This window comes from Pseudomonas sp. Irchel s3a12, assembly GCF_900187485.1.
Lineage (GTDB): Bacteria > Pseudomonadota > Gammaproteobacteria > Pseudomonadales > Pseudomonadaceae > Aquipseudomonas > Aquipseudomonas neuropathica.
In genome coordinates this window covers 75,968-99,259 of the sequence record NZ_FYDN01000004.1, presented here as the reverse complement: position 1 = coordinate 99,259, position 23,292 = coordinate 75,968, and the positions used below count along the sequence as shown (strand labels likewise).

Here is a 23,292-nt window from a genome sequence, read left to right as displayed (position 1 = left end):
CCGCACATCAGTGAATCGTTTAAGCGTCATCGCCCGCAGGGCCGGGCCTTTGAAAAATAGACCTTCGCGCGATTATCCGCAAAACCCCGTTACACAGCGGTGACACGCTCATTCAGGCAATAAAAAAAGCTCCCTTTTTGGGCAAAATCCGGTATAGTGCGCGCCGGCCTTTAACCGGGCCGCGTTTAGGTAGCGCATTTCCCGAAGTCAGCTTCGGCTGCACGTCCGCATTGCGGGCTCTTCCCGGACGATTCTTTTTTTCATTCATTCGTTTTCGCAAATCCCCGCCGACAAAGCTGCCAGGGCGACTCTTGAGTCTCAACACGGCATGCGCAGCTTTGGAGCATGGGTCTTTGCGGATGCACTTAGAGGCAGACCCATGACCCAGGAAACCGGCGGATTCGCCGCTTTTAATCTTAACCCGAATATTCTTGCAGCCGTCGCAGCGACTGGCTACGAAGAGCCTTCGGCGATTCAGCAGCAATCGATCCCGATCATCATGGCCGGCCAGGACATGATTGGTCAGGCGCAAACCGGTACCGGTAAAACCGCCGCGTTCGCACTGCCTATTCTGCACCGCATCGATCCTGCCAAGCGCGAACCGCAAGCCCTGATCCTGGCGCCAACTCGTGAGTTGGCGCTGCAAGTAGCAACCGCTTTTGAAACCTACGCCAAGCAAATGCCGGGCGTTACCGTTGTGGCCGTTTACGGCGGCGCGCCTATGGGCCCACAACTGAAAGCAATCCGTAATGGCGCACAGATCGTTGTCGCCACTCCGGGCCGTCTGTGCGACCACCTGCGTCGCGACGAAAAAGTTCTGTCGACCGTGAACCACCTGGTTCTCGACGAAGCTGACGAAATGTTGAAACTGGGCTTCATGGATGACCTGGAAGTCATCTTCAAGGCTCTGCCAGCGACCCGTCAGACCGTTTTGTTCTCGGCGACCCTGCCGCAGTCGATCCGCGCCATTGCCGAACGCCACCTGCGCGATCCGCAACACGTGAAGATCCAGACCAAGACCCAGACCGTTACCGCGATCGAACAGGCTCACCTGTTGGTTCACGCTGACCAGAAGACTTCGGCCGTTCTCAGCTTGCTGGAAGTGGAAGATTTCGACGCTCTGATCATGTTCGTACGCACCAAGCAAGCGACCCTGGATCTGGCCAGCGCCCTCGACGCCAAAGGCTACAAAGCCGCGGCGCTGAACGGTGACATCGCCCAGAACCAGCGTGAGCGCGTCATCGACTCGCTGAAAGATGGCCGTCTGGACATCGTTGTCGCGACCGACGTTGCTGCTCGTGGTCTGGACGTTCCGCGCATCACTCACGTGTTCAACGTTGACATGCCGTACGACCCAGAGTCCTACGTTCACCGTATCGGCCGTACTGGCCGTGCCGGTCGCGAAGGTCGTGCACTGCTGCTGGTGACTCCACGTGAGCGCCGCATGCTGCAAGTGATCGAGCGTGTAACCGGTCAGAAAGTCGCTGAAGTTCGCCTGCCGGACGCTCAAGCCGTTCTCGATGCACGCATCAAGAAACTGACCAACAGCCTGTCGCCACTGGTCGCTGATGCCGAATCGACCCACGGTGAGCTGCTCGATCGTCTGACTGCAGACATCGGCTGCACCCCGCGTGCTCTGGCTGCTGCGCTGCTGCGCAAAGCCACCAACGGTCAAGCGCTGAACCTGGCTGCCATCGAGAAGGAACGTCCACTGGTGCCGAACAACGCACCGCGTGGCGACCGTCCTGAGCGCACCGGTGATCGTCCTGATCGTGGTGACCGTGAGCGTCGCGCGCCAATGCCTTTGGGCGAAGGCCGTGCTCGTTGCCGTACCGCGCTGGGCGCGCGTGACGGTATCGCTGCGAAAAACCTGCTGGGCGCCATCCTCAACGAAGGCGGTCTGGCCCGTGAAGCGATCGGTCGCATCCAGGTGCGTGACAGCTTCAGCCTCGTCGAGCTGCCGGAAGATGGTCTGGACAAACTCCTGACCAAACTGAAGGACACTCGCGTTGCCGGTAAGCAGCTGAAACTGCGTCGCTATCGCGAAGATTGATCCGCCCTTGGGCTGATTGATCGCACATAAAAAATCCCCGACTGGTTCGGGGATTTTTTTTGCCTTTGTGGGAGCGAGCCTGCTCGCGAAGGCGTCAATCGAAACGATAAATATCCATGCCCAGCGCGCCCATCGTGAAACCCTGATGAGCAACGCTGAACTCTCCCCCCGCGCCCCGGGCAAAATACAACGGCAACAAATGCTCATCGCTCGGATGGCTGCGCACCGCATTTGGTGCCTGCTGGCGATAATCATGCAGCGCTGCCTCATCGTCGGCCGCCAACTTCTCGATCACCCAGTCACGGAAATCCCGCGCCCACGGCTCGACACTTTCCGGGCCGGCGTGCCAGTCCAGTTCGCGCAGGTTGTGCGTGATGCTGCCGGAACCGATCAGCAAAATGCCCTGATCACGCAGACTCGCCAGCGCGCGGCCGACCCGGGTTTGCAGCGCCGGGCCCGCGCGGCTCGGTAGCGAAACCTGCACCACTGGAATATCCGCCAGCGGGTACATCAGCGACAGTGGCACCCAAACACCGTGATCGAACGGGCGTTGCGGATCGAGACGGGCAGGCAGGTTGTTGGCAGTCAGTAGATCAGCCACCTCAGCAGCCAGTTGCGGATTACCCGGCGCCGGATACTGCACTTCAAACAGCGCCCGGGGAAAGCTGCCGAAGTCATGCCAGGTTTCCGGTTGTGCATGGCTGCTGACCAGCAGTTCCTGGCTTTCCCAGTGCGCGGAGACGATGACGATGGCTTTGGGTTTCGGCAATTCGGCGGCCAGACGAGCCAGAGCCGGGCCACTGGCGCCGGGCTCCAGGGCCAGCATGGGTGAACCATGGGAAATGAACAGGCTGGGCAACATGGCGGGTTCCTGAGCGTTAAGATGGCTTCATCTTCAGTCAGATCATTGATCTAAATCTAATATAAGTTTTAACGCTTTTTGATCGAATTATTGGGAGTGATGCATGCAGCCTGAGTTTTGGCACAAGAAGTGGGCTTCGGGGCAGATTGGTTTCCATCTGCCCGAGGTAAACCCGTATTTGCAGCGGCACTGGGCGGTATCGGCTGCGGCGCGAGTGCTCGTGCCTCTGTGTGGGAAAAGTCTGGATCTGGCGTGGCTGGCCGGACGTGGTCATCAGGTGCTCGGGGTCGAACTGTCGGAAAAGGCTATCGAGGACTTTTTCAGTGAATATCAGGTGCAGCCGCAGATTAGCCAGAAGGGCGCGTTCAAGGTCTATCGCGGTGATGCCATCGAACTGTGGTGCGGTGACTTTTTTGCGCTGACGGCCGCCGATGTGGCCGATTGCGCCGCGTTGTACGACCGCGCCGCGCTGATTGCCTTGCCGGCGCCGATGCGTGAGCGTTATGCGGCGCATCTTCAGCAGATCCTCCCACAGGGCGTGCACGGGTTGCTGATTACCCTGGATTACGATCAGGCGCAGATGCCGGGGCCGCCGTTTGCGGTGGGGGATGATGAGGTGCAGCGGTTGCTGAGTGGTGCCTGGCAGGTGCCGGTGCTGGAAGAGCAGGATGTGCTGGGGGAGAGCGGGAAGTTCCTTCAGGCTGGCGTGACGCGGCTGGAGGAGCGGGTTTATCGGGTTTCTTCTCGATAGTTTTTGGCTGACAGTGCCTGCCTCTTCGCGAGCAGGCTCGCTCCCACATTGGATGGGTGTTCGCAGGGCTCGTGTGGGAGCGAGCCTGCTCGCGAAGAGGTCATCAGCAACAGTCCATTATTTGCACAGAAACAAAAAAAGGCCCGCATCACTGCGGGCCTTTTTCATTGTTACACCGGTCGGATCAACCGCGACGACGCAGGGCGTCGATACGCTCTTCCAGCGGCGGGTGGCTCATGAACATGCGGGCAAAGCCCTGTTTGATACCACCGTTGATGCCAAAGGCGTTAAGGGTGTCTGGCATGTGCACCGGCAGACCTTGTTCGGCGCGCAGGCGTTGCAGTGCGCCGATCATTGCGCTGGTGCCGGCCAGGCGGGCGCCGGCTTCGTCGGCACGGAATTCGCGCTTGCGCGAGAACCACATGACGATCGCACTGGCGAGAATGCCCAGTACCAGTTCGGCGAAAATGGTCGCCACGTAGTAGGCGATGCCCTGGCCTTCTTCGTTCTTGAAGATCACCTTGTCGACGAAGTTGCCGATGATCCGTGCAAAGAACATCACGAAGGTGTTCACCACGCCCTGGATCAGCGCCAGGGTGACCATGTCGCCGTTGGCGACGTGGCCGATTTCGTGGGCCAGCACGGCTTTCACTTCATCGGGTGAGAAGCGCTCGAGCAAGCCCTGGCTGACCGCGACCAGTGCGTCGTTCTTGTTCCAGCCGGTGGCGAAGGCGTTTGCTTCGTAGGCCGGGAAAATACCGACTTCGGGCATCTTGATCCCGGCTTCGCGGGACAGTTGCTCGACAGTTTGCAGCAGCCATTGCTCATGCCGGGTACGTGGCTGGCTGATGATCTGGGTGCCAGTGCTCATCTTCGCCATCCACTTGGAGATGAACAGCGAGAACAGCGAGCCGGCGAAACCAAAGACTGCACAGAAAACCAGCAGCTGACTAAGGTCGAGATCAACCCCGTTGGCCGCCATGAACCCGTTGAAGCCGAAAAGGCTCAGGGTGATGCTGGCTATCAGCACGACCGCCAGGTTAGTGGCCAAAAACAGCAGGATGCGCATCATGGTTGTAGAAATCTCCTCAAGCTAAAGATGTAGCGTACTGCGGGGTATATAAGGTGCTGCACCGGGCTATTCAACTGAGTGACTATTTCAAACTGTGTCCTACAGCGGATTCTTCGGTGCCTGGCACATTTCCCACGACAGATAACGATAGGGATGACGGCCAGCCGCGACCCGTCGCCATTAAGCTGGACGCAGGTAAACGGTACGAATCGCAAGTGTAGAAGGCGTGCGCGGACGCGGAACGCAGAAGTGTTGCTGAATCAGACAGTGCGCAACGTTTGGCCGTTGCGCACTGCTGGCCAGTTACTGGCGGTAGGACTTGAGGAAGTTGCCGATACGGCCGATGGCCATTTCCAGATCGTCGACGCGGGGCAGGGTGACCACGCGGAAGTGATCCGGCCACGGCCAGTTGAACGCCGTGCCCTGTACCACCAGCAGTTTCTCGGAGAGCAGCAGGTCGAGGACGAATTTCTCGTCGTTATGGATCGGGCAGACCTTCGGGTCGATCTTCGGGAACGCATACAGCGCGCCCATCGGCTTGACGCAGCTCACGCCTGGAATGTCGTTAAGCAATTCCCAGGTGCGGTTACGCTGTTCCAGCAGGCGACCCTGCGGCAGCACCAGGTCGTTGATGCTCTGATAGCCGCCCAATGCGGTCTGGATCGCATGCTGACTTGGCACGTTGGCGCACAGGCGCATGTTGGCCAGCATGTCGATGCCTTCGATGTAGCTCTGCGCGTTGTGCTTCGGTCCGGAAATGGCGATCCAGCCGGAGCGGAAACCCGCCACACGGTAGGACTTCGACAGACCGTTGAAGGTCAGGCAGAGCAAGTCCGGGGCTAGCGACGCGGTGCAGATGTGCACGGCATCGTCGTACAGAATTTTGTCGTAGATCTCGTCGGAGAAGACCACCAGGTTGTGCGCGCGGGCGATTTCCAGCATGCCCAGCAACACTTCCTTCGAATACACCGCGCCGGTCGGGTTGTTCGGGTTGATGATCACCATCGCTTTGGTGTTCGGGGTGATCTTGGCTTTGATGTCGGCCAGATCCGGGAACCAGTCGGCGCCTTCGTCGCACAGGTAATGTACGGCGTTACCGCCGGCGAGGCTGACGGCGGCAGTCCACAGCGGATAGTCCGGGGCGGGCACCAGCACTTCGTCGCCGTTGTTGAGCAGCGCTTGCAGCGACATCACGATCAGTTCGGATACGCCGTTGCCCAGATAGATGTCTTCAATGCCGACACCTTCAACATTCTTCTGCTGGTAGTACTGCATCACCGCTTTACGCGCGCTGAACAGACCTTTGGAGTCGCTGTAGCCTTGCGCGGTCGGCAGGTTGCGGATCACATCCTGAAGAATTTCGTCCGGCGCTTCGAAACCAAACGGCGCCGGGTTGCCGATGTTCAGCTTGAGGATGCGCTGGCCTTCCTCTTCCAGTCGTTTGGCGTGCTTGAGCACTGGGCCGCGAATGTCGTAGCAGACGTTGGCGAGCTTGTTCGATTTGCTGAACTGCATGGCGATGTGATCCCGAAAATGAACGATCCAGGCGGCGGGTGGACAACCGTACTGGGATTCCTGCGTCTTCACACAGGCGGACGTCTTGAGCCGTGGCTCCCATAATCCGTTTGAATGCGCCCGGTCTGGCTGCCAGACTGGTGCGTGACGAGGCGCAATCATACGTGCCGCCCGATCCGTGGAAAAGGTACAGATCGGGCTTTTTCAGCCGCTGAGGTGTGATGATGGAAAAGTTGGAAAAAACCCTGGAAGAATGGCGTGCGATGCTCGACCCTGAGCAATACAAAGTTTGTCGTCTGAGTGCGACCGAGCGCCCGTTCTCCGGCAAATACAACGACACCAAAACCGACGGTGTCTACCACTGCGTTTGCTGCAACGAAGCGCTTTTCGATTCCAAGACCAAATTCGATTCCGGCTGCGGCTGGCCGAGCTTCTACGCGCCGATTGGCGAAAGCGCGATGACCGAAATCCGTGACATCAGCCACGGCATGATCCGCACGGAAGTGAAGTGCGCGCGCTGCGATGCGCATTTGGGTCATGTATTCCCGGACGGCCCGCCGCCGACTGGTTTGCGTTATTGCATCAATTCGGTTTGCCTGGATCTGGTTCCACGCGCATAAACGAATGAAGGCGACCTTCGGGTCGCCTTATTATTCGATAATTAAATTGCACACAATTTAATTGCTCGCTATGTTTGATCTTTCTTGACTGTCTGCGGAGCCCGACGCCATGAGCGACAACCTGTTGAACATTCCGTGCACCACCATCAAGGGTGAGCAAAAGACCCTGGCCGATTTCGCCGGCAAAGCGGTTCTGGTAGTCAACACCGCGAGCAAATGCGGTTTCACCCCACAGTACAAAGGCCTCGAAGAACTGTGGCAGACCTACAAGGATCAGGGTCTGGTGGTCCTGGGCTTTCCGTGCAATCAGTTCGGCAAGCAGGAGCCGGGTAACGAAGGGGCGATCAGTGAGTTCTGCGAGCTGAACTTCGGCGTCAGCTTCCCGCTGTTCAAGAAGATCGACGTTAACGGTGGAGACGCGCATCCGCTGTTCGTGCAGCTGAAAAAACGCGCGCCGGGCCTGCTTGGCTCCCAGGGCATCAAGTGGAACTTCACCAAGTTCCTGATTGGCAAGGACGGAAAACTGGTCAAGCGTTTTGCCCCGACCACCAAGCCGCAGGAGCTGAGCGGCGAGATCGAAGCCCTGCTCAAATGAACAGCTTGCCGGTCGATTCGCTGAAGCTCGACAACCAGTTGTGCTTCAAGCTGTACGCCGCTTCCCGGGCGGTGATTCGTGCCTACAAACCGATGCTCGATCAGCTCGGCCTGACGTACCCGCAATACCTGGCGATGCTGGTGTTGTGGGAATGGCAGGACGCTGCGCCGGAGCAACCGACGGTTAAGGCGTTGGGCGAGCGTCTGGCACTGGACTCGGGCACGCTGACGCCATTGCTCAAGCGTCTGGAACAGTTGCAATGGGTACAGCGCCAGCGTTCAACGCGTGACGAGCGCGAAGTGCACTTGAGTCTGACACCGGCAGGCCAAGCCTTGCGCGAGCAGGTCGGGCCGCTCAAGGCCCGATTGTTGTGCGACAGCGGGGTGGATCTGGACCGTCTCAATGAGTTGCGTGACGGCCTCGATCACTTGTTGGGACAGATCAAAGCGCTGGCGTAGTCGGGATCCACTGATCGAGCAGTGCCGCCAGCTCTTCACGGCGGAACGGCTTGGCCAGATAGTCGCTCATGCCGGCTGCGCGGCAGCGTTCGCGTTCCTCGGACATGGCGTTGGCGGTCAGAGCGACGATGGGCAGGCTCGGCCAGCGCCCGCTCTGACGGATCTGCCGGCTGGCTTCGTAGCCATCCATCACGGGCATGTTGCAGTCCATCAGCACCAGATCGAATTCGTGATACTCCAACTGATCCAGCGCTTCGGCACCGTGGGCGGCGACGATGACCTCGCAGCCCAGTTTGCCGAGCATGCCTTTGGCCACCAGTTGATTGACCGGGTTGTCCTCAACCAGCAACACCCGCCCGCGCCGCACCGAGGGAGACGTTTCGAGTTGCGCATCGTTAACGGCGACCACGTCCGGTTGCAGGGTGCGTCGCAGGTTCTGGTACAGAGCATTTCGCGCCAATGGTCGGGCCTGTTGCTGCAGAGGCGCGAGTGCGGCGGCTTCTTCGCTCGGCAGGAAACTGCCGTAGGCGGTTACCAGCAAAATCGGCGCCCCAAGCGTCGGGCGCAAGCCGAACAGACACTCCGGACAATCGGTGATCACCACGTCCGGCGTCAGGCCCAGCAGTGAGTCATCGATGGTGCGCTGCTCATATGTAAGTCCCCACACCGGCAGCAGGCTCTGCAACAGTTCCGCCAGTCCACTGCTGGCAGCGGTGATGGCGAGGATTTTCCCGTGCAGCGGCGCCGGAACCAGTGCGCGGGTATGACACGGCAGTGGCAGCTCGGCACAGAACTGACTGCCGAACCCGGTCTCGGAGCTGATGGTCAGGCGCCCCTGCATGGCTTCGCAGAGGTTGTAAGTCAGCGCCAGACCCAGCCCGGTGCCGCCGTATTGTCGAGTGATGCCGGCGCCCGCTTGAGTGAACGGCTGGAAGATTTTCAGCTGCGCGTCCTGGGCGATACCGATGCCGGTGTCGCAGACCTCGATGCGCACGCCATCCTTGTAGGTCGACAAGCGCACATCCACCCGGCCGAAGCGGGTGAATTTCAGCGCGTTGGACAGCAGATTGCTGACGATCTGCCGCACGCGGGTCGGATCGCCCAGTACCAGTGCCGGGAAGTGCGGGTCGATCAGGCAGGTCAGTTCGACGCTCGGCGCGGCATTCTGCGACAGCAGGTTGGCGGTGTCTTCGATCAATGAGCCAAGATCGAACGGGATGTGCTCAAGCTCCAGTTGCCCGGCATCGAACTTCGACAGGTCGAGAATATCGTTGAGCAATTCGACCAGCACTTTGCCCGAGTCGTGGGCGATCGACAGTTGTTGCTGCTGTTCGGCATTCAACGGACCGTCGAGTGACAGCGCGATCATTCCCAGCAGGCCGTTGAGCGGCGTGCGGATCTCATGGCTCATGTTGGCGAGGAACGCCGAGCGGGCCTCGGCCATTTCCAGGGCGGTGCTGCGGGCGACTTCGAGTTCCTGATTGGACTGGCTCAGCCGTGCGTTGATCGCCTTGAGTTCAGCGGTGCGCGCCGAGACGATGTTTTCCAGTTGTCCGAGGTAGTCGGTCAGACGGTTTTCGGCGTTGCGTCGCTGCTGGATCTCGGTGGCAATGTTCTCGAATTGCTGATTGGCGACTTTGACCAGCACGCCGATTTCATCGTTGCCGTGGCCGGACGGGCACTCCAGCGTGGTCGGCTCGGCGCTGCGCGGGTCGCGCCCGCTGAGTTCGCGGATGACCCGCACCAGTGGTTTGGTCAACATCACATAGAACAGCGCCAACAGGATGCCGGTGAGAATCAGGCTGCGGGCGAAGCCATTGAGCAGGGTCACCTCGGCGCGGCGCAGGAAGCGGCTGCCGAACGCATAGGTGTCGACCTCAAGGCTTAACACGCCCAGCGATTCATTGGGCAGATGATCCAGATACAGACGGTCTTCGAACTGGCGTTTGGCGCCAAACAGGAAGTCGCTGATGACCCGATAGCCGCTTTGCAGTTCCGGGCGTTTGACGCTGGCCAGCACCGTATTGTTGTTGTCGATCAGTTGCGCAGAAATGATTGCCGGCGAGCGCAACAGGCCCAGGGTCAGTTCCTGCGCCAGTTCGGCGTCGATGTTGTAGGCGATCCGTGAGGCCGGGTTATGGCTGATTTCCAGCAAAGACAGGATTTCACGGTTGATGGAGGCGTCTTCACTGGCATAATCGATGCCGATTTGCAGCAGGCTGAGCAGCGTGCCCAGAATGAACCCGACCAGCACGGTAAGCCTGGCTTGCTTGTAAGACAGCCGGTGGGTGAATTTGATATCCATGGGGTGTTGAACCACTTCCGTTTCCCTTCGCTGCTCAAGCATAGTCGATCATGTATGGATACCGAGGTTCCCGAATCGCCTTGTAACAAGGCTTGGTAGGGTGATTTTTATCTGTGTGTCGTCGCAGGATTCACCATCATCACTGTGAACGTGCCCGAGGAGAAGACGTGGATTCCCGATTAAATGCTTTTCTTGAACGCGCCGAGTCGGTTCTGGCGCGTATCGAACCGTTGTTGCCGGCACCACGGCCGGTGATCGACTGGGGCACTTGTCTGGCGGCGCGCTGGCAACGCGACGGGCGCAGCGGCTATCTGATGCCGCTGGAAGTCAGCCTCGACATGCGCCTGTCCGACCTGATCGGCGTTGACCGTCAGCTCGAACAACTGGGGCGCAACACCCAGCAGTTTCTCGATGGTATGCCGGCCAACCATGCGTTGCTCTGGGGGTCGCGCGGTACCGGCAAGTCGTCGCTGGTGCGGGCCTTGCTGGCGGAACACGCCGCCGCCGGCCTGCGCCTGATCGAGATCGAGCGTGATCATCTGGCGGATCTGCCGCGGGTGGTCGAGCAGATCGGCAAGCTGCCACAACGCTTCGTGCTGTTTTGCGATGACTTGTCGTTCGAATCCGGTGAAGGCGATTATCGCGTGCTCAAAAGCGTCCTCGACGGTTCGCTTGAGCAGGCCCCGGACAATGTATTGCTGTACGCCACCTCCAACCGCCGCCACCTGGTGCCGGAAAAGGAGAGCGATAACGAAAACTGGAAACGCGTCGACGGCGAACTGCATCCCAGCGAAGCCGTTGAAGACAAGATCGCGCTGTCGGACCGTTTCGGTCTGTGGCTGTCGTTCTATCCGTTTACCCAAGAACACTTCCTTAACGTCGTCGAACACTGGATCGGCCAGTTGGCCGCCAAGGCCGGCCTGAGCTGGCAGCGCGACGAAGCACTGGACATCCTTGCGGTGCGTTGGGCCACCGGCCGCGGTAATCGCAACGGACGTTGCGCGTACCAATTCGCCCGTTACTGGGTGGGACTGAAATTGTTGGAGCACAAGGCATGATTGATTTGCAACAAAGCGGCCAGGGCCTCGAAGGCTATGGCATGTTGGCCGCACAACTGGAATCGCTGCTGGCGGACGAGCGTGATTTTATCGCCAACGCCGCGCAGTTTTCGGCGTTTCTGTTCAACCAGCTCGATGACCTGAACTGGGCGGGTTTTTACCTCAACCGCAACGAAGAACTGGTGCTTGGTCCGTTCCAGGGGCAGATCGCCTGCGTGCGCATTCCGTTTGGTCGTGGTGTGTGTGGCGCGGCGGCGGCCACTCGGCAAACCCAGCGCGTTGAAGACGTACACGCGTTCCCGGGGCATATCGCCTGCGACAGCGCCTCGAACAGCGAACTGGTCGTACCGTTGGTCAAGGACGGGCGCCTGATCGGTGTACTCGACCTCGACAGCCCGAAACTGTCGCGTTTTACCGCGCAGGATCAGGCCGGCATCGAGCAACTGGCGGCAATTTTCCTGCGTCTGACCGACTGCTGATCACGCGGTGAGGCCAGCCTTGTGCAACAGGCTGGCCGGATCGACGTTATCGATTTGACCGGGATCGAGAAAACGCACGGCGTACTGCATGTAAACGCCTTCGTTGATGAACAATCCAAAAAGCTGGGCATCGATGTGCGCCTCACGGCACATGGTGGCCATGATCGCCAAGGCCTCGCTCAGCGTTTTGGCCTTTTTGTACGGGCGATCGGCTGCGGTCAGCGCCTCAAAGATATCGGCAATCGCCATCATCCGCGCGGGCAGGCTCATGTCCTCACGCTTCAGGCGTTTCGGGTAACCGGAGCCGTCCATTTTTTCATGATGGCCGCCGGCGATTTCGGCAATGCTGTCGAGGTGGCCGGGGAAGGGCAGGTGGCTGAGCATCATGATCGTCTGCACCATGTGGTGATTGATCATGTAACGCTCTTCGCGGGTCAGGGTGCCACGGTTGATGCTCAGGTTGTACAGCTCGCCGCGATTGTATTTGTGTTGCGGTACATCCAGTTTGAAGCCCCATGGATTGTCTTCGGGGATCAACTCGTTCGGGTCGCGTTCAAGCAAGTGCTCCGGCTTGTCTGCCAAAAGCTTTTCACTGACCGGCAGATTCGGTGCCGGCGTGCGCGCCTGACGCCGGTTCTCTTCCCATGACACGCCCAAGCGGTCATCAAGGGTGCGCAGCCAGGTGCGTTGCGCCAGATGGTCAAGGCGCTGCAGATCCGCCTCTGCCATCGCTTCACTGCCCAGATTACAGCGCGCGACAAACGTAAAATCGTCGTCCAGCGCCGTCAGCGTGGCATCGCGCAATTCGGCCAGTGCAGTCTCATCGCCGCCCAGAGCACACGCCTGCCAATAGCTGATCCAGGCATCACGCTTGAGCACTTCGAAACGCGTGCGAATTTCATGAATACGGTCGTTGATGGTTTCCAGTTTGGTGGCCTTGTCGACCACATATTCCGGCGTCGTCACTTTGCCGCAGTCGTGCAGCCACGCGGCAATGTGCAAGGCTTCCCATTCATCCTCGCTCGGTTGGTAGGCACTGAACGCCGGCGCCTCGCTTGCCGCTGCCGCTTGGGCGAGCATCAGCGTCAACTCTGGCACGCGCTGACAATGGCCGCCGGTGTACGGACTCTTGGCGTCGATAGCGCCAGCGAGCAGTTGAATGAAGGCGTCGAGCAATTGCTTCTGGCGGGCTTGCAGGCGTTGGCTCTCGATACTGACCGCCGCCGCGCCCGAGACAGCCTGGAGGAACGCGATGCGATCAGGGCGCAGTTTTTCCAGATCGGCTGCCGTGCCGCTGTCGCTCACCAGCAGAATCAGCAGGCCGATGGTTTCGTCGTGGCGGTTGTGCAGGCGGATGCCGATCAGATGGATGCGGGGCGATTGCATTGCCAGCAGGACCTTCTGCAAGTCGCCGGCCTGATCGACGCCGAAGTTGCTCACCACGTTGTTGGCGCCGACCAATTGTTCAAACCACGCCGGCCCTTTGTTCTGTTGCAGGTCGTGTCCCTGAATGTCGAATGCTTCCAACGCCTGAGACGTACCATCGATCACCAGCCCGTATGGCTCCATGCGGCTGCTGTCGCTTTCACGCAGATAGATCAGCCCTGCCTGTGCCTGAGCAATCTGCACCGTTTCAAACAGCACCCGTTGCAGCAGCGGGGCGAAGCGGGTTTCGGCGCCGAGGGTGTCGGTAATCCGAAAGAAACTCGCCAGAGTGTCTTTCATCCGCGCCATCGACACACTCAACTGGTCGACTTCAAGCACCGGCGAGCGGCGGGCCAGAGGAAAGTTGAAATCGAAACTGCGAATCGCGTCGGCTTCCTTGACCAGCGCATGCAACGGCTTGACCAATATCCGCGAAATCACCCAGCCCAGCGGCAAGCACAGCAGCAGGGTCGCGAGGGTGATCAGCGCGCCTTGCCAGCGCAGGCGGTAGGCATCGATCAATAACTCGTCCTCGGGCACCAGCAGCGCCAACTGCAAACCTTTCGGGCCGCCCTCCTGAATGCTGCTGCGGGCGACGATCCACTGGCGACCATCGGCTTCCAGGCGATTGCCCGCGGCTGCGCCGGACAACAGCGCATGCAAGCCCGGACTCAGATCCGCCGCTTTGGCCAGATGCGCGCCGCTACTGTCGACGATCAGGCGTTCGCTGTCGGGATAGGCCACGGCGTTGCCGTCGGCATCGAACAGGGCAATTTCGGTGGAGGGTGTGACGACATGTTTGCTCAGCGCCGCCGACAGGGCGACCAGCGTCAGGTCAGCACCGATGACGGCGTTCTCGCCGCTGCGTCGGGCCAGCGTCGTGCCGACATTGCGCGTGGAGAAAAACACGTAGGGCTCGGTGGTGATTTGTTCGTTTTGCTGGCGAGCATGGTTGAACCACGCGCGGCTACGCGGATCGTAGCTGTCGTCGGGGTTGTCCTGACGGCTGATCAGCGACAATGTCTGGTCAAGAAACAGCGATTGCGAGTGCACCGCGCCCTGCGGGTCATGTTCGATACTCCAGACCTGATATGCCGCCGCTTCAGGGGCCTTGAGCAATGTCTTGATGGCGGCGCTGCGCAGCGGACGCACCATGAAGAAATCGCCATTGGCATAACCCAGATATAGCGATGCCAGATTGGGATTGTCGTTGAGCGACTGGCTAAACGGTCGGAGCAAGGGCAAGCGTTGTTCAAGGCGCGCGGCCTGAGTGGCGGGGTCATCCGCCAGCAAACTCAGCAGGTGACGAATCGGCTGATAGGTTGCGGACATGTCCAGACGTACGTCTTGTTCGATCCTTTCGAACAGCTTTTCGCTGCTCGACAGGATGATCTGCGTCGTCTGGTGGTAATTGAACAGGCCCAGTACGACCCCGGTGAGCAGCAACAGGAATGTGAACATGACGCTGATGTGCACATGCAGCGGAAACCGGCGTTGCTCCGGGCGCAGTGGGCTGGGCATTTCGGACTCTCCATGATGGTTAACTCACTGCTCAGCGCCAAGCATAGTTAAGGCAAGCTCATTGTGCTTCGATCCGACACCGCCAATTGTTGCTGTAATGCCTGCTCCAGTTCGAGCATGGCGCGGTTGCTCGCCTCGCAACGGCGAGCAACTTCGTCTGTCGCCATGGCCTCGGCGCAGGCCTGCTCAAGGGCATCGCAACACTCGATTACGCGCGATGCCTGCGCGATACGTGCCGCGCCCTTGATTTTGTGAGCGACCACCGCCAGCGCCCCGCGATCCTGTTCCGGCGACAGCGCGAGCAGTTCCTCTCGGTCGAGACGGCTGCTTTTGAGCAATTCCGCCAGCAGACGGCGAGCCTGGGCCGGATTGCCACCGGTCAGCATGTTCAGGTTTTGCAGGTTGAAAGCCGGCGGCGCTGATGTCGGTGTGATGCCATCGACCCACTGGCTGAGCAGGCTCAGGCTCAGGGGTTTGAACAGGCAGTCGTTCATGCCGGCCTGCTTGCAGCGCTGGATTTCTTCGGGCTGCGCATTGGCCGTGAAACCCAGCACGGTGCATGGCGGACAGCGCGCTTGCAGTTCCTGCTGACGAATGGCGCGGGTCAGATCATAGCCATTCATCAACGGCATGTTGCAGTCGACAATCACCAGATCGAAGTGACCGGTCTTCCACAGTTCCAGGCCGCTGCAACCGTTCTCGGCAATGCTGAAGTGATGGCCGAGAAACTCCAGTTGTTGACACATCAGCAGGCGATTGGCGGGATGGTCATCCACCACCAAAACGCGTAAGGGGGTCTGCGATGCCTTGATTGGGGATTCACTTTTGACCGTGCTCAGCTGTATCGGCAGCGTTTCCAGTGCCAGCGAGACGCAGACCTGGGTGCCGATGCCAGGCTGGCTGCTCAATTGCAATTGCCCGCCCATCATTTCGCACAGGTTGCGGCTGATCACCAGCCCCAGGCCGGCACCACCTCTGCCTTGCTGGCTGCTGTTTTCCGCTTGGGCAAACGGTTCGAACAAGCGCTGCTGATCCTCGGCACTGATACCGACGCCGCTGTCCTGTACGGTCAGCTGCATCAGGGCGCGGGCAGGTACATCGGTGTTCATGAGGTCGAGGGTGATCCGCACATGCCCCTGTTCGGTGAATTTGATCGCATTGCTGACCAGATTCGACAGCACCTGCTTGAAACGCAGTGGGTCCAGATGCACATCGACGGCCAGATCTGGTGGGTTGAAGATGACTTGCAGGGAGAGGTTTTTCTGCCGGGCGAGACCGTCGAAGATCCTGGCCACTGACGTCACCGTATCGACCAGATTGACCCGTTCCGGACAAAGACTCAGACGCCCGGATTCGATCCGTGCGATGTCGAGAATGTCGCCGATCAAACCCAGCAAGTCCTTGGCCGAGTGGTACGCGGTGTCGATGGATGAGCGATCCGGGTGCTGCGGATCCATGCGTTTGAGCGTCAGTTCGAGCATGCCGATCACCGCGTTCATCGGCGTGCGGATCTCGTGGCTCATGGTCGCCAGAAAGGTGCTTTTCGCCCGGTTGGCCTCATCCGCCCGTTCTTTGGCCGTACGCAACTCGTCGAACAGCTGGCGGCGCTCGCTGATGTCGATCCAGCCGCCAATGATGCCTTTCACCTCACCGCTGGAGTCGCGGTACGGCAGTATCCAGTGATAGATCGTCAGACGCCGGTTGCCGATGTGCAGGGGCCGGTCGACGACCATCGGCGTGCCTTCGGCGATGACACGCTGGTAATCGGCCTGAAACGCTTGGGCCTCAAAGGCATTGCTCAGGGAGCCCTCGATGACGTTTTTGCCGATGACTTCCTCGCGGCGGGCATTGAATGCTTCGAGATAGCTCTCATTGCAACTTTGCAACCGGCCCTGGCGGTCGCGCACGTAAATTGGATGCGGTGTGCCGTCGACCAGCGAACGCATGAATTCGAACTGGTCGTTCAGCGCTCGTTCGGCAGCCTGGCGTTTTTTGATCTGGTGGCGCATGTAAGCGTTCCAGACCAACAGCAACAGCAGTAACAGGAAAGCGCCGATGATCACTTGATAGAACAGGCGTTGGTAGTTGTGCCAGATGTTCTGCGAGACAGTGGAGTAACCGCGCCAGCGCCCATTGATCACCCCCAGTTCGTCGGGCGCGATGCTCAACAACGCCTTGTTGATGATCGACGTCAGTTCCGTGTTGTCCCGCGCGGTCGCCAGTGAAAACGCCGCCTGGCCCGTGCCGATCGTGGTGGTGATCTGCAGCGCCTGATTGAAGATTCGCGAAGAAATGAAATAGTTGGCAATCACCAGCGAGTTCACCGCACCGTCGACATGGCCTTCAGCGAGCTGGGACACCGCGCTGAACGTATCTGCCGTTTCGATCAACTGGATGCGCGGATATTCCCGACGCAGGTACTCGACCATCGGATTGCCTTGGGCAATCGCCAGTCGCTTGCCCTTGAGCTTGCCCAGATTGGTCGGACCATCCGCGCTTTTGCGGGTCAGTAGAACGTAGGAGTTTTCCAGATAGGGACGACTGAAGTTGAGGGTTTTCTCGCGCTCCGCCGTCGGCAGTAATGCGGCGATCAGATCGGCTTGATGATGGTCGATCTGCTGGATCATTTCCGCGTCGTTGCGGCTGCGACGGATCTCGAAACGCAGGCCGGTGCGCAGGCGGATCAGCTCGAGCAGGTCGGCACTGATGCCGCGAAAATTACCGTCGTTGTCAAAGAATGTCAGCGGCGCGAACGCTTCATTGACCACCACACTGACCACCGGATGTTGTTTGAGCCACGCTTCTTCGCGCTGGGTCAGTTGCAGTTTCCGGTCGGTGAGCAGCAGATCACTGCCAGCGCTCCAGCGCTTGGCAATATTGTCACGCTCACTGGCCGGCACAGCTTTTAGTACTGTGTCGATGATGGCCAGCAGTTGTGGGTTGTTGCGGCGCACGGCGAAGCTGAATCCCTGGGCTTCCTGCTTGCCGAAATTGGCCATGCGCACGTTGTTCAGATAACCCTTGTTGATCATGTAGTGAGTTGAAAGCGTGTCGCCGAGAAACACATCGGCCTGATCGAACGCTACGGCGTTGATTGCATTCTGGTAGGAGGGGTAGCAGGTGATGAGCGCTTTGGGGTACAGCGCTTTGACTTCGGGCAACGGCAGATAATGATAGACCATGCTCAATCGCAGTCCGGCCAGGCCTTCGGTGAGTGAGCGGGTTTCGTCCTCGCGGGTAACCAGCACCGGCATGTCAACGGCGTAGGGTATCGACAGCGCCAGGTTGGCATTGCCCGCTTCGAAGCCGTTCGCGGTACCGAGCAGGTCGATCCGGCCATCGACCAGTGCGCTAATCGCCGCGTCCCGAGAGGGAAAGCGCTGCACCCGGATCGGTAGACCGGTGGCCTGGCCTAGGAGCCCGGCGTAATCGGCCGTCAGACCTTCGTAATCCTTGCCACTGGTCGTCATGTCAAAAGGCGGGTAGTCGGGCGCGGAGGTGCCCACGACCAGTTCGTTACGTGTCAGCAGCCACTGCCGTTGGGAGTGTTCGAGCGTGACCGGAACTGGCTCGTCCGCCGACCGGCTGAGCAAGGCATAGTCAGGTGAGGTGCCGGGCATGGCGAACACATTGGCGCTCAGGTAAAAACCTGCGCTCAACGCAATTAAATAGTCCTTTAAACGGCTGGGCATGCGGGCTCTCACACGAGTGCGTTTCGTTTGGCCATCTCGATAAGTTCTACAAGGGATTTGGCCTTGAGTTTTTGCATCAGACGTTTTTTGTAGGTGCTGACGGTCTTATTACTTAGAAACATGCCCTTGGCTATTTCCTTGTTAGTGCGACCCTGGGCGAAAAGTTGCAAGACCATCAACTCACGATCATTAACAGATTTGAATAATTCAAGTTCGGCAAAACGGATATCGTCGCTGCGCACCGGATTCAATGCCTGGCTGGGGAAATAGTTGTAACCGGACAGTACCGCTTTGATCGCACTGACCAGTTCACTCAAGTCTTCCTGTTTACAGACATAACCCGATGCGCCGGATTGCATGCAGCGAATGCCGAACAGCGTCGGACACTGTGCCGTCAGGATCAGGATCTTTAACGGGGAACCCATGGCATTGAAGCGAGCCAGTACTTCGAGGCCATCCAGCTTGGGGATGCTCACATCGAGAATGACCAGATCGGGCATGCACTCGCGCACCATTTGCATGGCATCGACTCCGTTATCGGTTTCACCGACGACCTTGTAACCTTCATGCTCCAGCAGCATTCGAACGGCGAGACGGATGACCGGGTGATCGTCGACAATAAAAACGGAGTTCATAATCAAATCCCATGCAAGCACGAATAAAGCGCGCACCTTAGCTCAGTTGAATGAGCACTCGCATGAAGTGACATGGCTTCAGTCACGATATCGGATTAATCCTACAATTAATGAGGAAGCGGACTACAACCAAACTAGGTTTGACGTAAGGAAGTGCTGGATTTGAACGGGCTTATAGTTTGACTTGAATGATTTGCAAGTACTGGCCGTAAATGGCTTTTTAAAGATGTTTAAAGTTGCTGAGTCATCGGCGCAATAATTGCCGCTATTCCAGCCATATCAGACGCCCGTCGACACTTGTGGGTCGATAATCACAGGCTGTGTGGATACGGGCGGCCATCGTTATGGCCGCCCGTAGGCGAGCGGGTCAGTGACTGGAGCGCCCGGTCATTTCCAGCGCCATGTCGCTGGCGTAGCTGTCGGTCATGCCGGCGATGAAATCGATCATGCGCAGAAACGACGTGTGTAACGAACCCTGCGGATCCGGTGCGTTACTGCCCAGCAGATCGAGAATGCGCCGGCTTTTGAACGACGGTGTACGACCGTTGTGTTGTTCCAGCGCCGCGCCGCAGAACGAGTTGAGCAGAATCTCGAGCGTGGTATAGGCGCCGATTTCATGCAGGGTTTTGCGTTTGTCCTGAAAGATTTTCTTGCGGGCGATGTCCTTGGCATTCAGCACGCAACGCTTGGCCGGGCCGTGCATGTGCTCGACCAGATCGCCGTGCAGCGTGCCGGCGAGGAGGGCGTCCTGTTGTTCGACAAAGGCCCGTGCGGCGGCGTTGGTCAAATGCTCGATGGCCTTGCCGCGCAGGATCGCCAGTTTGCGTCGGCGCGAATCCTGCGGGCCGAGTTGGCGATAGGTTTCCGGCAGATCATCACCCACCAGCCCGAGCAGCAGCGATTCGACTTCGGCGTAGTCCAGCAGCTCCATTTCGAGACCGTCTTCGAGATCAATCAGCGCGTAGCAGATGTCGTCGGCGGCTTCCATCAGGTACACCAGCGGGTGACGCGCCCAGCGCTGGTCTTCGATTTGCGGCAGGCCCAGTTTGTGGGCGATCTGCTCGAGCAGCGGCAACTCGCTCTGATAGCAGCCGAATTTGTGTTTCTTGTAGCCCAGGGAGTCGGCGTGGCGCGCGGTCCACGGGTACTTCAGGTAAGTGCCGAGGGTGGCGTAGGTCAGTCGGGTGCCGCCGTCGAACTGGTGATACTCCAGCTGAGTCAGGACCCGGAAACCCTGGGCATTGCCTTCGAAATTGAGGAAGTCAGCGCGTTCGGCTTCGCTCATGCCGTCGAGCCAGCCGCGTCCGGCGGCCTGCTGGAACCAGTGGCGGATGGCGTCTTCACCGGAATGACCAAACGGCGGATTGCCGATATCGTGGGCCAGACACGCCGATTGCACCACCATGCCGAGATCGGCCGGGTCGCACCATTCGGGCAAGGCATTGCGCAGGGTTTCACCCACCCGCATGCCCAGCGAACGGCCGACGCAACTGACTTCCAGCGAGTGGGTCAGGCGCGTGTGAATATGATCGTTGCTGGTGACCGGGTGGACCTGGGTCTTGCGCCCGAGACGGCGGAAGGCGCCGGAGAAGATAATGCGGTCATGGTCTTTGTGGAAAGGGCTGCGGCCAAGTTCTTGCGGGCTGTGCAGCGGCTTGCCGAGGCGTTCGCGGTTGAGCAGGGTGTGCCAATCCAAGGCTGATTCTCTCCGTCAGGTGACTGGGGGCGTTGGCCCCTAGCTTCCCGGTTCACGTCCGCCCCTGCAAGCGGAACTACAGTCCGGCGGCGTCAATGTCGATCAGCAGCAAACGTTCACCGTTGTCGAAAAACTGCCCGGCTGTCAGGCAGTACTGATTGCTGGTGGCATCGCGGTAGGTATTGGAGAGCGTCAAGCGCCGCTCCTCCCAACCTTCGGCGAGCAAATGATAGAAGTACGGGCGCCACGACCAGTTGTGCCCCAGATAGCGATTGTCGGCGACCCAGCCATGCTGCCGCCATTCCAGATTGGGCGTCAGTTGCGTGCCGTGGCGATCGCATTGATAAAACCGCAGCAGCCAGGGGAAGGCGTCCAGTTGTGGCAAAGCGCTCAAAGGGGCATGGGCCTGAGCCCAGGCTTGCAGGATCGACATCAGTTCAGCGAGTTGCTGGCGCATTTGCATCAGTCGTCCGCGCTCCACGAGTTTCTGCCGGACATAGCGCTGGCGCAGCTCGGCGAAGCGTTGGACGAACGCGTCACTGGGGAAAAACGCCTCCTGTGCCCGTGCGAACAGGAATCCCTGCACATAGCGCGATCCGCATTCCAGGGCGAAATTCAACTGCGCTTCGGTCTCGACGCCTTCGGCGATGATCCAGCAGCCGGTCTTCTCGGCCATCTGCGCGAGGGCCTTGACCACGTCGCTGCTCGGCCCGCCCAGTGCCGCGGCCTGGAACAGGCGCATATCGAGTTTGAGAATGTCCGGTTGCAGCGCCAGCACCCGATCCAGTTGCGAGTAGCCGGCGCCAAAGTCGTCGATGGCGATTCTTGCTCCCGCCTCGCGATAGCGCGCGACGACTTCGGCCAGACGTTGACCATTGCCACCCAGTTCGGTGATCTCGAAGACGATGCGTTGCGGATCGATACCGTAGCGCGCCAATTGTTTGAGGCTGGGCAGGGCCTGATCGGCGCGCAGGCGACTGATCCAGCGTGGCGACATGTTCAGGCTGAGAAACCAGTCTGCCGGCGCTTCATGCAAGCGGCTCAAGGCGTTATCGCGGATCTGCCGGTCGAGACGGCGCAGGGCAATGGCGGGCGTGCGCGGGTCGGCGAATAGAGGCCCAACCGAGTTCAGTTGACCGTCGGCTTGGCGCAGGCGCCCCAGCGCTTCGACGCCGGCAATGCGTCCGGTGGCGGTATCGATGAAAGGCTGAAAGCAGGCGAGCGGTTGCCCGTCGATCACGGGGCCTCCTTAGTGGTTCTTGTTCTGGTGAACCCCGCCGACCGGGTAGGCGCACGGGATCGAATCTCCGGATAAAGAGATTCATCCCGCCGACAGTGCAAGAATGTAGCCAGATGTATCTGTTTAGCGTTTCGCCGAGCTCTGCATCACCAGTTTGATCAGCGGCCCGAGGCTGGTGCCGAGCCGGATCAAGCGGGTCAGGCCACCGACACCGCCGCTTTTCGCGCCTTTGCCGGTGATGAAACCCAATAGCGTAACGGCGGCCACGCCCCACAAAGGCGCGTGTTTGATGCCGAAACCACCTTGCAGGTTTTGCGACATGCCGCGCATGCGCTGCAGAGGCTGCAACACTTGCCCGGCTTCATGGCGGATTTCCTGACGATGCATTTCCATGCGCAAGCGGATCAACGCCTTGCGCATTTCCCGACGCGAGCTGTTGTGTGGCAGTTCAGGCAGGCTCATGGCAGCAGGCGCTCCCGGTCGTTGGCCAGCTCTTCGAGCGTGCCGTGGAAAGGCGAGGACTCATCGAAGATCGCAGCCTTGAGGCGCAGCGCGCAGAAGATCGAGGCCAGGGTATAGAACACGCACAGGCCGATAATCGCAGCAAGGCGATAAGTGTCCCAGAACACAATCATCACCAGTGTCGATAAGCCCACCAGTAATAACAGGGCAAAGACTAACGCCAGGCCTGCGAAAAGCAACAGGCTGACGGTACGTGATTTCTGCTCCTGCAATTCAATGCCGAACAATTCGACATGACTGTGCAGCAGACCGAGAACGGCGGCGCCCAGGCGTCGCGTGGAAGAGGCGGTGCCCGCAGTCGGGCCGGATTCACCGATCGACATAATCAGCGCCGGGTAGCCAACAGGCCGATCAGGAAGCCGACACCGGCGGCAATACCGACGGACTGCCAAGGGTTGGCCGAGACGTAATCTTCGGTAGCAGTGACTGCCGCCTGACCGCGATCACGCAAGGTTTCTTCGGTCAGTTTCAAGGTTTCGCGGGCGCGCAGCAGGCTGTCGTGAATCTGCTCGCGCAGCTCATCGGCCTGATCGCCGGCCAGGGTGGCGGTGTGCTCGAGCAAGCGTTCGGTGTCGGCGACCAAAGTCTGGAAGTCGTTCATCAGGATTTCTTGAGCGGTCTTTGCCTTGATGCTGGCCATGGGTGGATCTCCGTAAGTGACGTCTGAAGCGTTCGAGTATGAGCCTTGCGCGAAGGTTCAGTACAAATGACTGGTACAACTTTTGCTGTGTCGTGGTGCGTTCCCCGGCGGTTGTGCGCTGTTGTCGGGCGTGCGCCTCGAGAAACCTTATCC

At 59.4% G+C, this 23,292-nt stretch carries 19 protein-coding genes; 7 read left to right on the top strand and 12 right to left on the bottom strand.

Translation table 11 applies throughout. From position 1 onward, the window contains the following. The first annotated feature begins 379 nt into the window (after nucleotides 1–379). Nucleotides 380–2,053: a DEAD/DEAH box helicase gene (locus CKW14_RS08485; RefSeq protein ID WP_008088238.1), complete on the top strand. Its 1,674-nt coding sequence runs from the start codon at nucleotides 380–382 to the stop codon at nucleotides 2,051–2,053. Nucleotides 2,054–2,147: 94 nt separating this feature from the next. On the opposite strand, the gene CKW14_RS08480 is transcribed toward CKW14_RS08485, so the two are convergent. Further along, the gene (locus tag CKW14_RS08480; RefSeq protein ID WP_095125135.1) at nucleotides 2,148–2,915 is read right to left on the bottom strand and encodes a class III extradiol ring-cleavage dioxygenase; all 768 of its coding nucleotides are present in this window, start codon (nucleotides 2,913–2,915) and stop codon (nucleotides 2,148–2,150) included. Nucleotides 2,916–3,018: 103 nt separating this feature from the next. On the opposite strand from CKW14_RS08480, the gene CKW14_RS08475 reads away from it, so the two are divergent. Continuing rightward, nucleotides 3,019–3,666 carry a thiopurine S-methyltransferase gene (locus tag CKW14_RS08475; RefSeq protein ID WP_095048452.1) on the top strand — a complete coding sequence of 216 codons (648 nt, stop codon included), beginning with the start codon at nucleotides 3,019–3,021 and terminating at the stop codon, nucleotides 3,664–3,666. A gap of 184 nt (nucleotides 3,667–3,850) precedes the next feature. On the opposite strand, the gene htpX is transcribed toward CKW14_RS08475, so the two are convergent. After that, nucleotides 3,851–4,738 (bottom strand): protease HtpX, encoded by an 888-nt coding sequence (htpX, locus tag CKW14_RS08470; RefSeq protein ID WP_007908619.1) that lies wholly within the window; start codon nucleotides 4,736–4,738, stop codon nucleotides 3,851–3,853. A 303-nt stretch (nucleotides 4,739–5,041) separates the two neighbouring features. Next, nucleotides 5,042–6,253: a pyridoxal phosphate-dependent aminotransferase gene (locus tag CKW14_RS08465; RefSeq protein WP_007908620.1), complete on the bottom strand. Its 1,212-nt coding sequence runs from the start codon at nucleotides 6,251–6,253 to the stop codon at nucleotides 5,042–5,044. A gap of 224 nt (nucleotides 6,254–6,477) precedes the next feature. On the opposite strand from CKW14_RS08465, the gene msrB reads away from it, so the two are divergent. The 3 genes from msrB to CKW14_RS08450 all read left to right on the top strand — a co-directional run bounded on the left by msrB (nucleotide 6,478) and on the right by CKW14_RS08450 (nucleotide 7,926). Beyond that, entirely contained in the window at nucleotides 6,478–6,873 is a 396-nt protein-coding gene (gene msrB, locus CKW14_RS08460) for a peptide-methionine (R)-S-oxide reductase MsrB (RefSeq protein WP_095125134.1), read from the top strand. Between the two features lie 109 nt (nucleotides 6,874–6,982). Then, a complete protein-coding gene (locus CKW14_RS08455) occupies nucleotides 6,983–7,468 on the top strand; it encodes a glutathione peroxidase (RefSeq protein WP_016985485.1) in 486 nt (161 codons plus the stop codon). After that, nucleotides 7,465–7,926: a MarR family winged helix-turn-helix transcriptional regulator gene (locus CKW14_RS08450; protein WP_095125133.1), complete on the top strand. Its 462-nt coding sequence runs from the start codon at nucleotides 7,465–7,467 to the stop codon at nucleotides 7,924–7,926. The genes CKW14_RS08455 and CKW14_RS08450 overlap by 4 nt, the downstream gene beginning before the upstream one ends. Here CKW14_RS08450 and CKW14_RS08445 read toward each other — a convergent pair. Further along, the gene (locus CKW14_RS08445) at nucleotides 7,910–10,231 is read right to left on the bottom strand and encodes a response regulator (RefSeq protein WP_095048449.1); all 2,322 of its coding nucleotides are present in this window, start codon (nucleotides 10,229–10,231) and stop codon (nucleotides 7,910–7,912) included. The genes CKW14_RS08450 and CKW14_RS08445 overlap by 17 nt on opposite strands. Nucleotides 10,232–10,398: 167 nt before the next feature. Between CKW14_RS08445 and CKW14_RS08440 the strand changes: the two genes are divergently transcribed. Further along, a complete protein-coding gene (locus CKW14_RS08440; protein ID WP_095048448.1) occupies nucleotides 10,399–11,289 on the top strand; it encodes an ATP-binding protein in 891 nt (296 codons plus the stop codon). Beyond that, a complete protein-coding gene (locus CKW14_RS08435; RefSeq protein WP_095048447.1) occupies nucleotides 11,286–11,768 on the top strand; it encodes a GAF domain-containing protein in 483 nt (160 codons plus the stop codon). The genes CKW14_RS08440 and CKW14_RS08435 overlap by 4 nt, the downstream gene beginning before the upstream one ends. On the opposite strand, the gene CKW14_RS08430 is transcribed toward CKW14_RS08435, so the two are convergent. From CKW14_RS08430 to CKW14_RS08395, 8 genes are all read right to left on the bottom strand, one after another. Continuing rightward, the gene (locus tag CKW14_RS08430) at nucleotides 11,769–14,714 is read right to left on the bottom strand and encodes an HD domain-containing phosphohydrolase (protein ID WP_095125132.1); all 2,946 of its coding nucleotides are present in this window, start codon (nucleotides 14,712–14,714) and stop codon (nucleotides 11,769–11,771) included. 47 nt (nucleotides 14,715–14,761) lie between these two features. Continuing rightward, nucleotides 14,762–18,406, bottom strand: a complete 3,645-nt coding sequence (locus CKW14_RS08425) for a transporter substrate-binding domain-containing protein (protein ID WP_095125131.1) — start codon at nucleotides 18,404–18,406, stop codon at nucleotides 14,762–14,764. Between the two features lie 8 nt (nucleotides 18,407–18,414). After that, nucleotides 18,415–19,041 (bottom strand): response regulator transcription factor, encoded by a 627-nt coding sequence (locus CKW14_RS08420; RefSeq protein ID WP_007908640.1) that lies wholly within the window; start codon nucleotides 19,039–19,041, stop codon nucleotides 18,415–18,417. A gap of 367 nt (nucleotides 19,042–19,408) precedes the next feature. Next, on the bottom strand, nucleotides 19,409–20,737 hold the full coding sequence (locus CKW14_RS08415; protein WP_095048444.1) for a deoxyguanosinetriphosphate triphosphohydrolase: 1,329 nt from the start codon (nucleotides 20,735–20,737) through the stop codon (nucleotides 19,409–19,411). A gap of 76 nt (nucleotides 20,738–20,813) precedes the next feature. After that, nucleotides 20,814–21,977 carry an EAL domain-containing protein gene (locus CKW14_RS08410; RefSeq protein ID WP_093435124.1) on the bottom strand — a complete coding sequence of 388 codons (1,164 nt, stop codon included), beginning with the start codon at nucleotides 21,975–21,977 and terminating at the stop codon, nucleotides 20,814–20,816. A 123-nt stretch (nucleotides 21,978–22,100) separates the two neighbouring features. After that, the gene (locus tag CKW14_RS08405; RefSeq protein WP_093435122.1) at nucleotides 22,101–22,439 is read right to left on the bottom strand and encodes a hypothetical protein; all 339 of its coding nucleotides are present in this window, start codon (nucleotides 22,437–22,439) and stop codon (nucleotides 22,101–22,103) included. Continuing rightward, a complete protein-coding gene (locus tag CKW14_RS08400) occupies nucleotides 22,436–22,822 on the bottom strand; it encodes a phage holin family protein (RefSeq protein ID WP_007908652.1) in 387 nt (128 codons plus the stop codon). The genes CKW14_RS08405 and CKW14_RS08400 overlap by 4 nt, the downstream gene beginning before the upstream one ends. Nucleotides 22,823–22,824: 2 nt before the next feature. Next, a complete protein-coding gene (locus CKW14_RS08395; RefSeq protein ID WP_007908653.1) occupies nucleotides 22,825–23,139 on the bottom strand; it encodes a YqjD family protein in 315 nt (104 codons plus the stop codon). Between the last annotated feature and the right edge of the window lie 153 nt (nucleotides 23,140–23,292).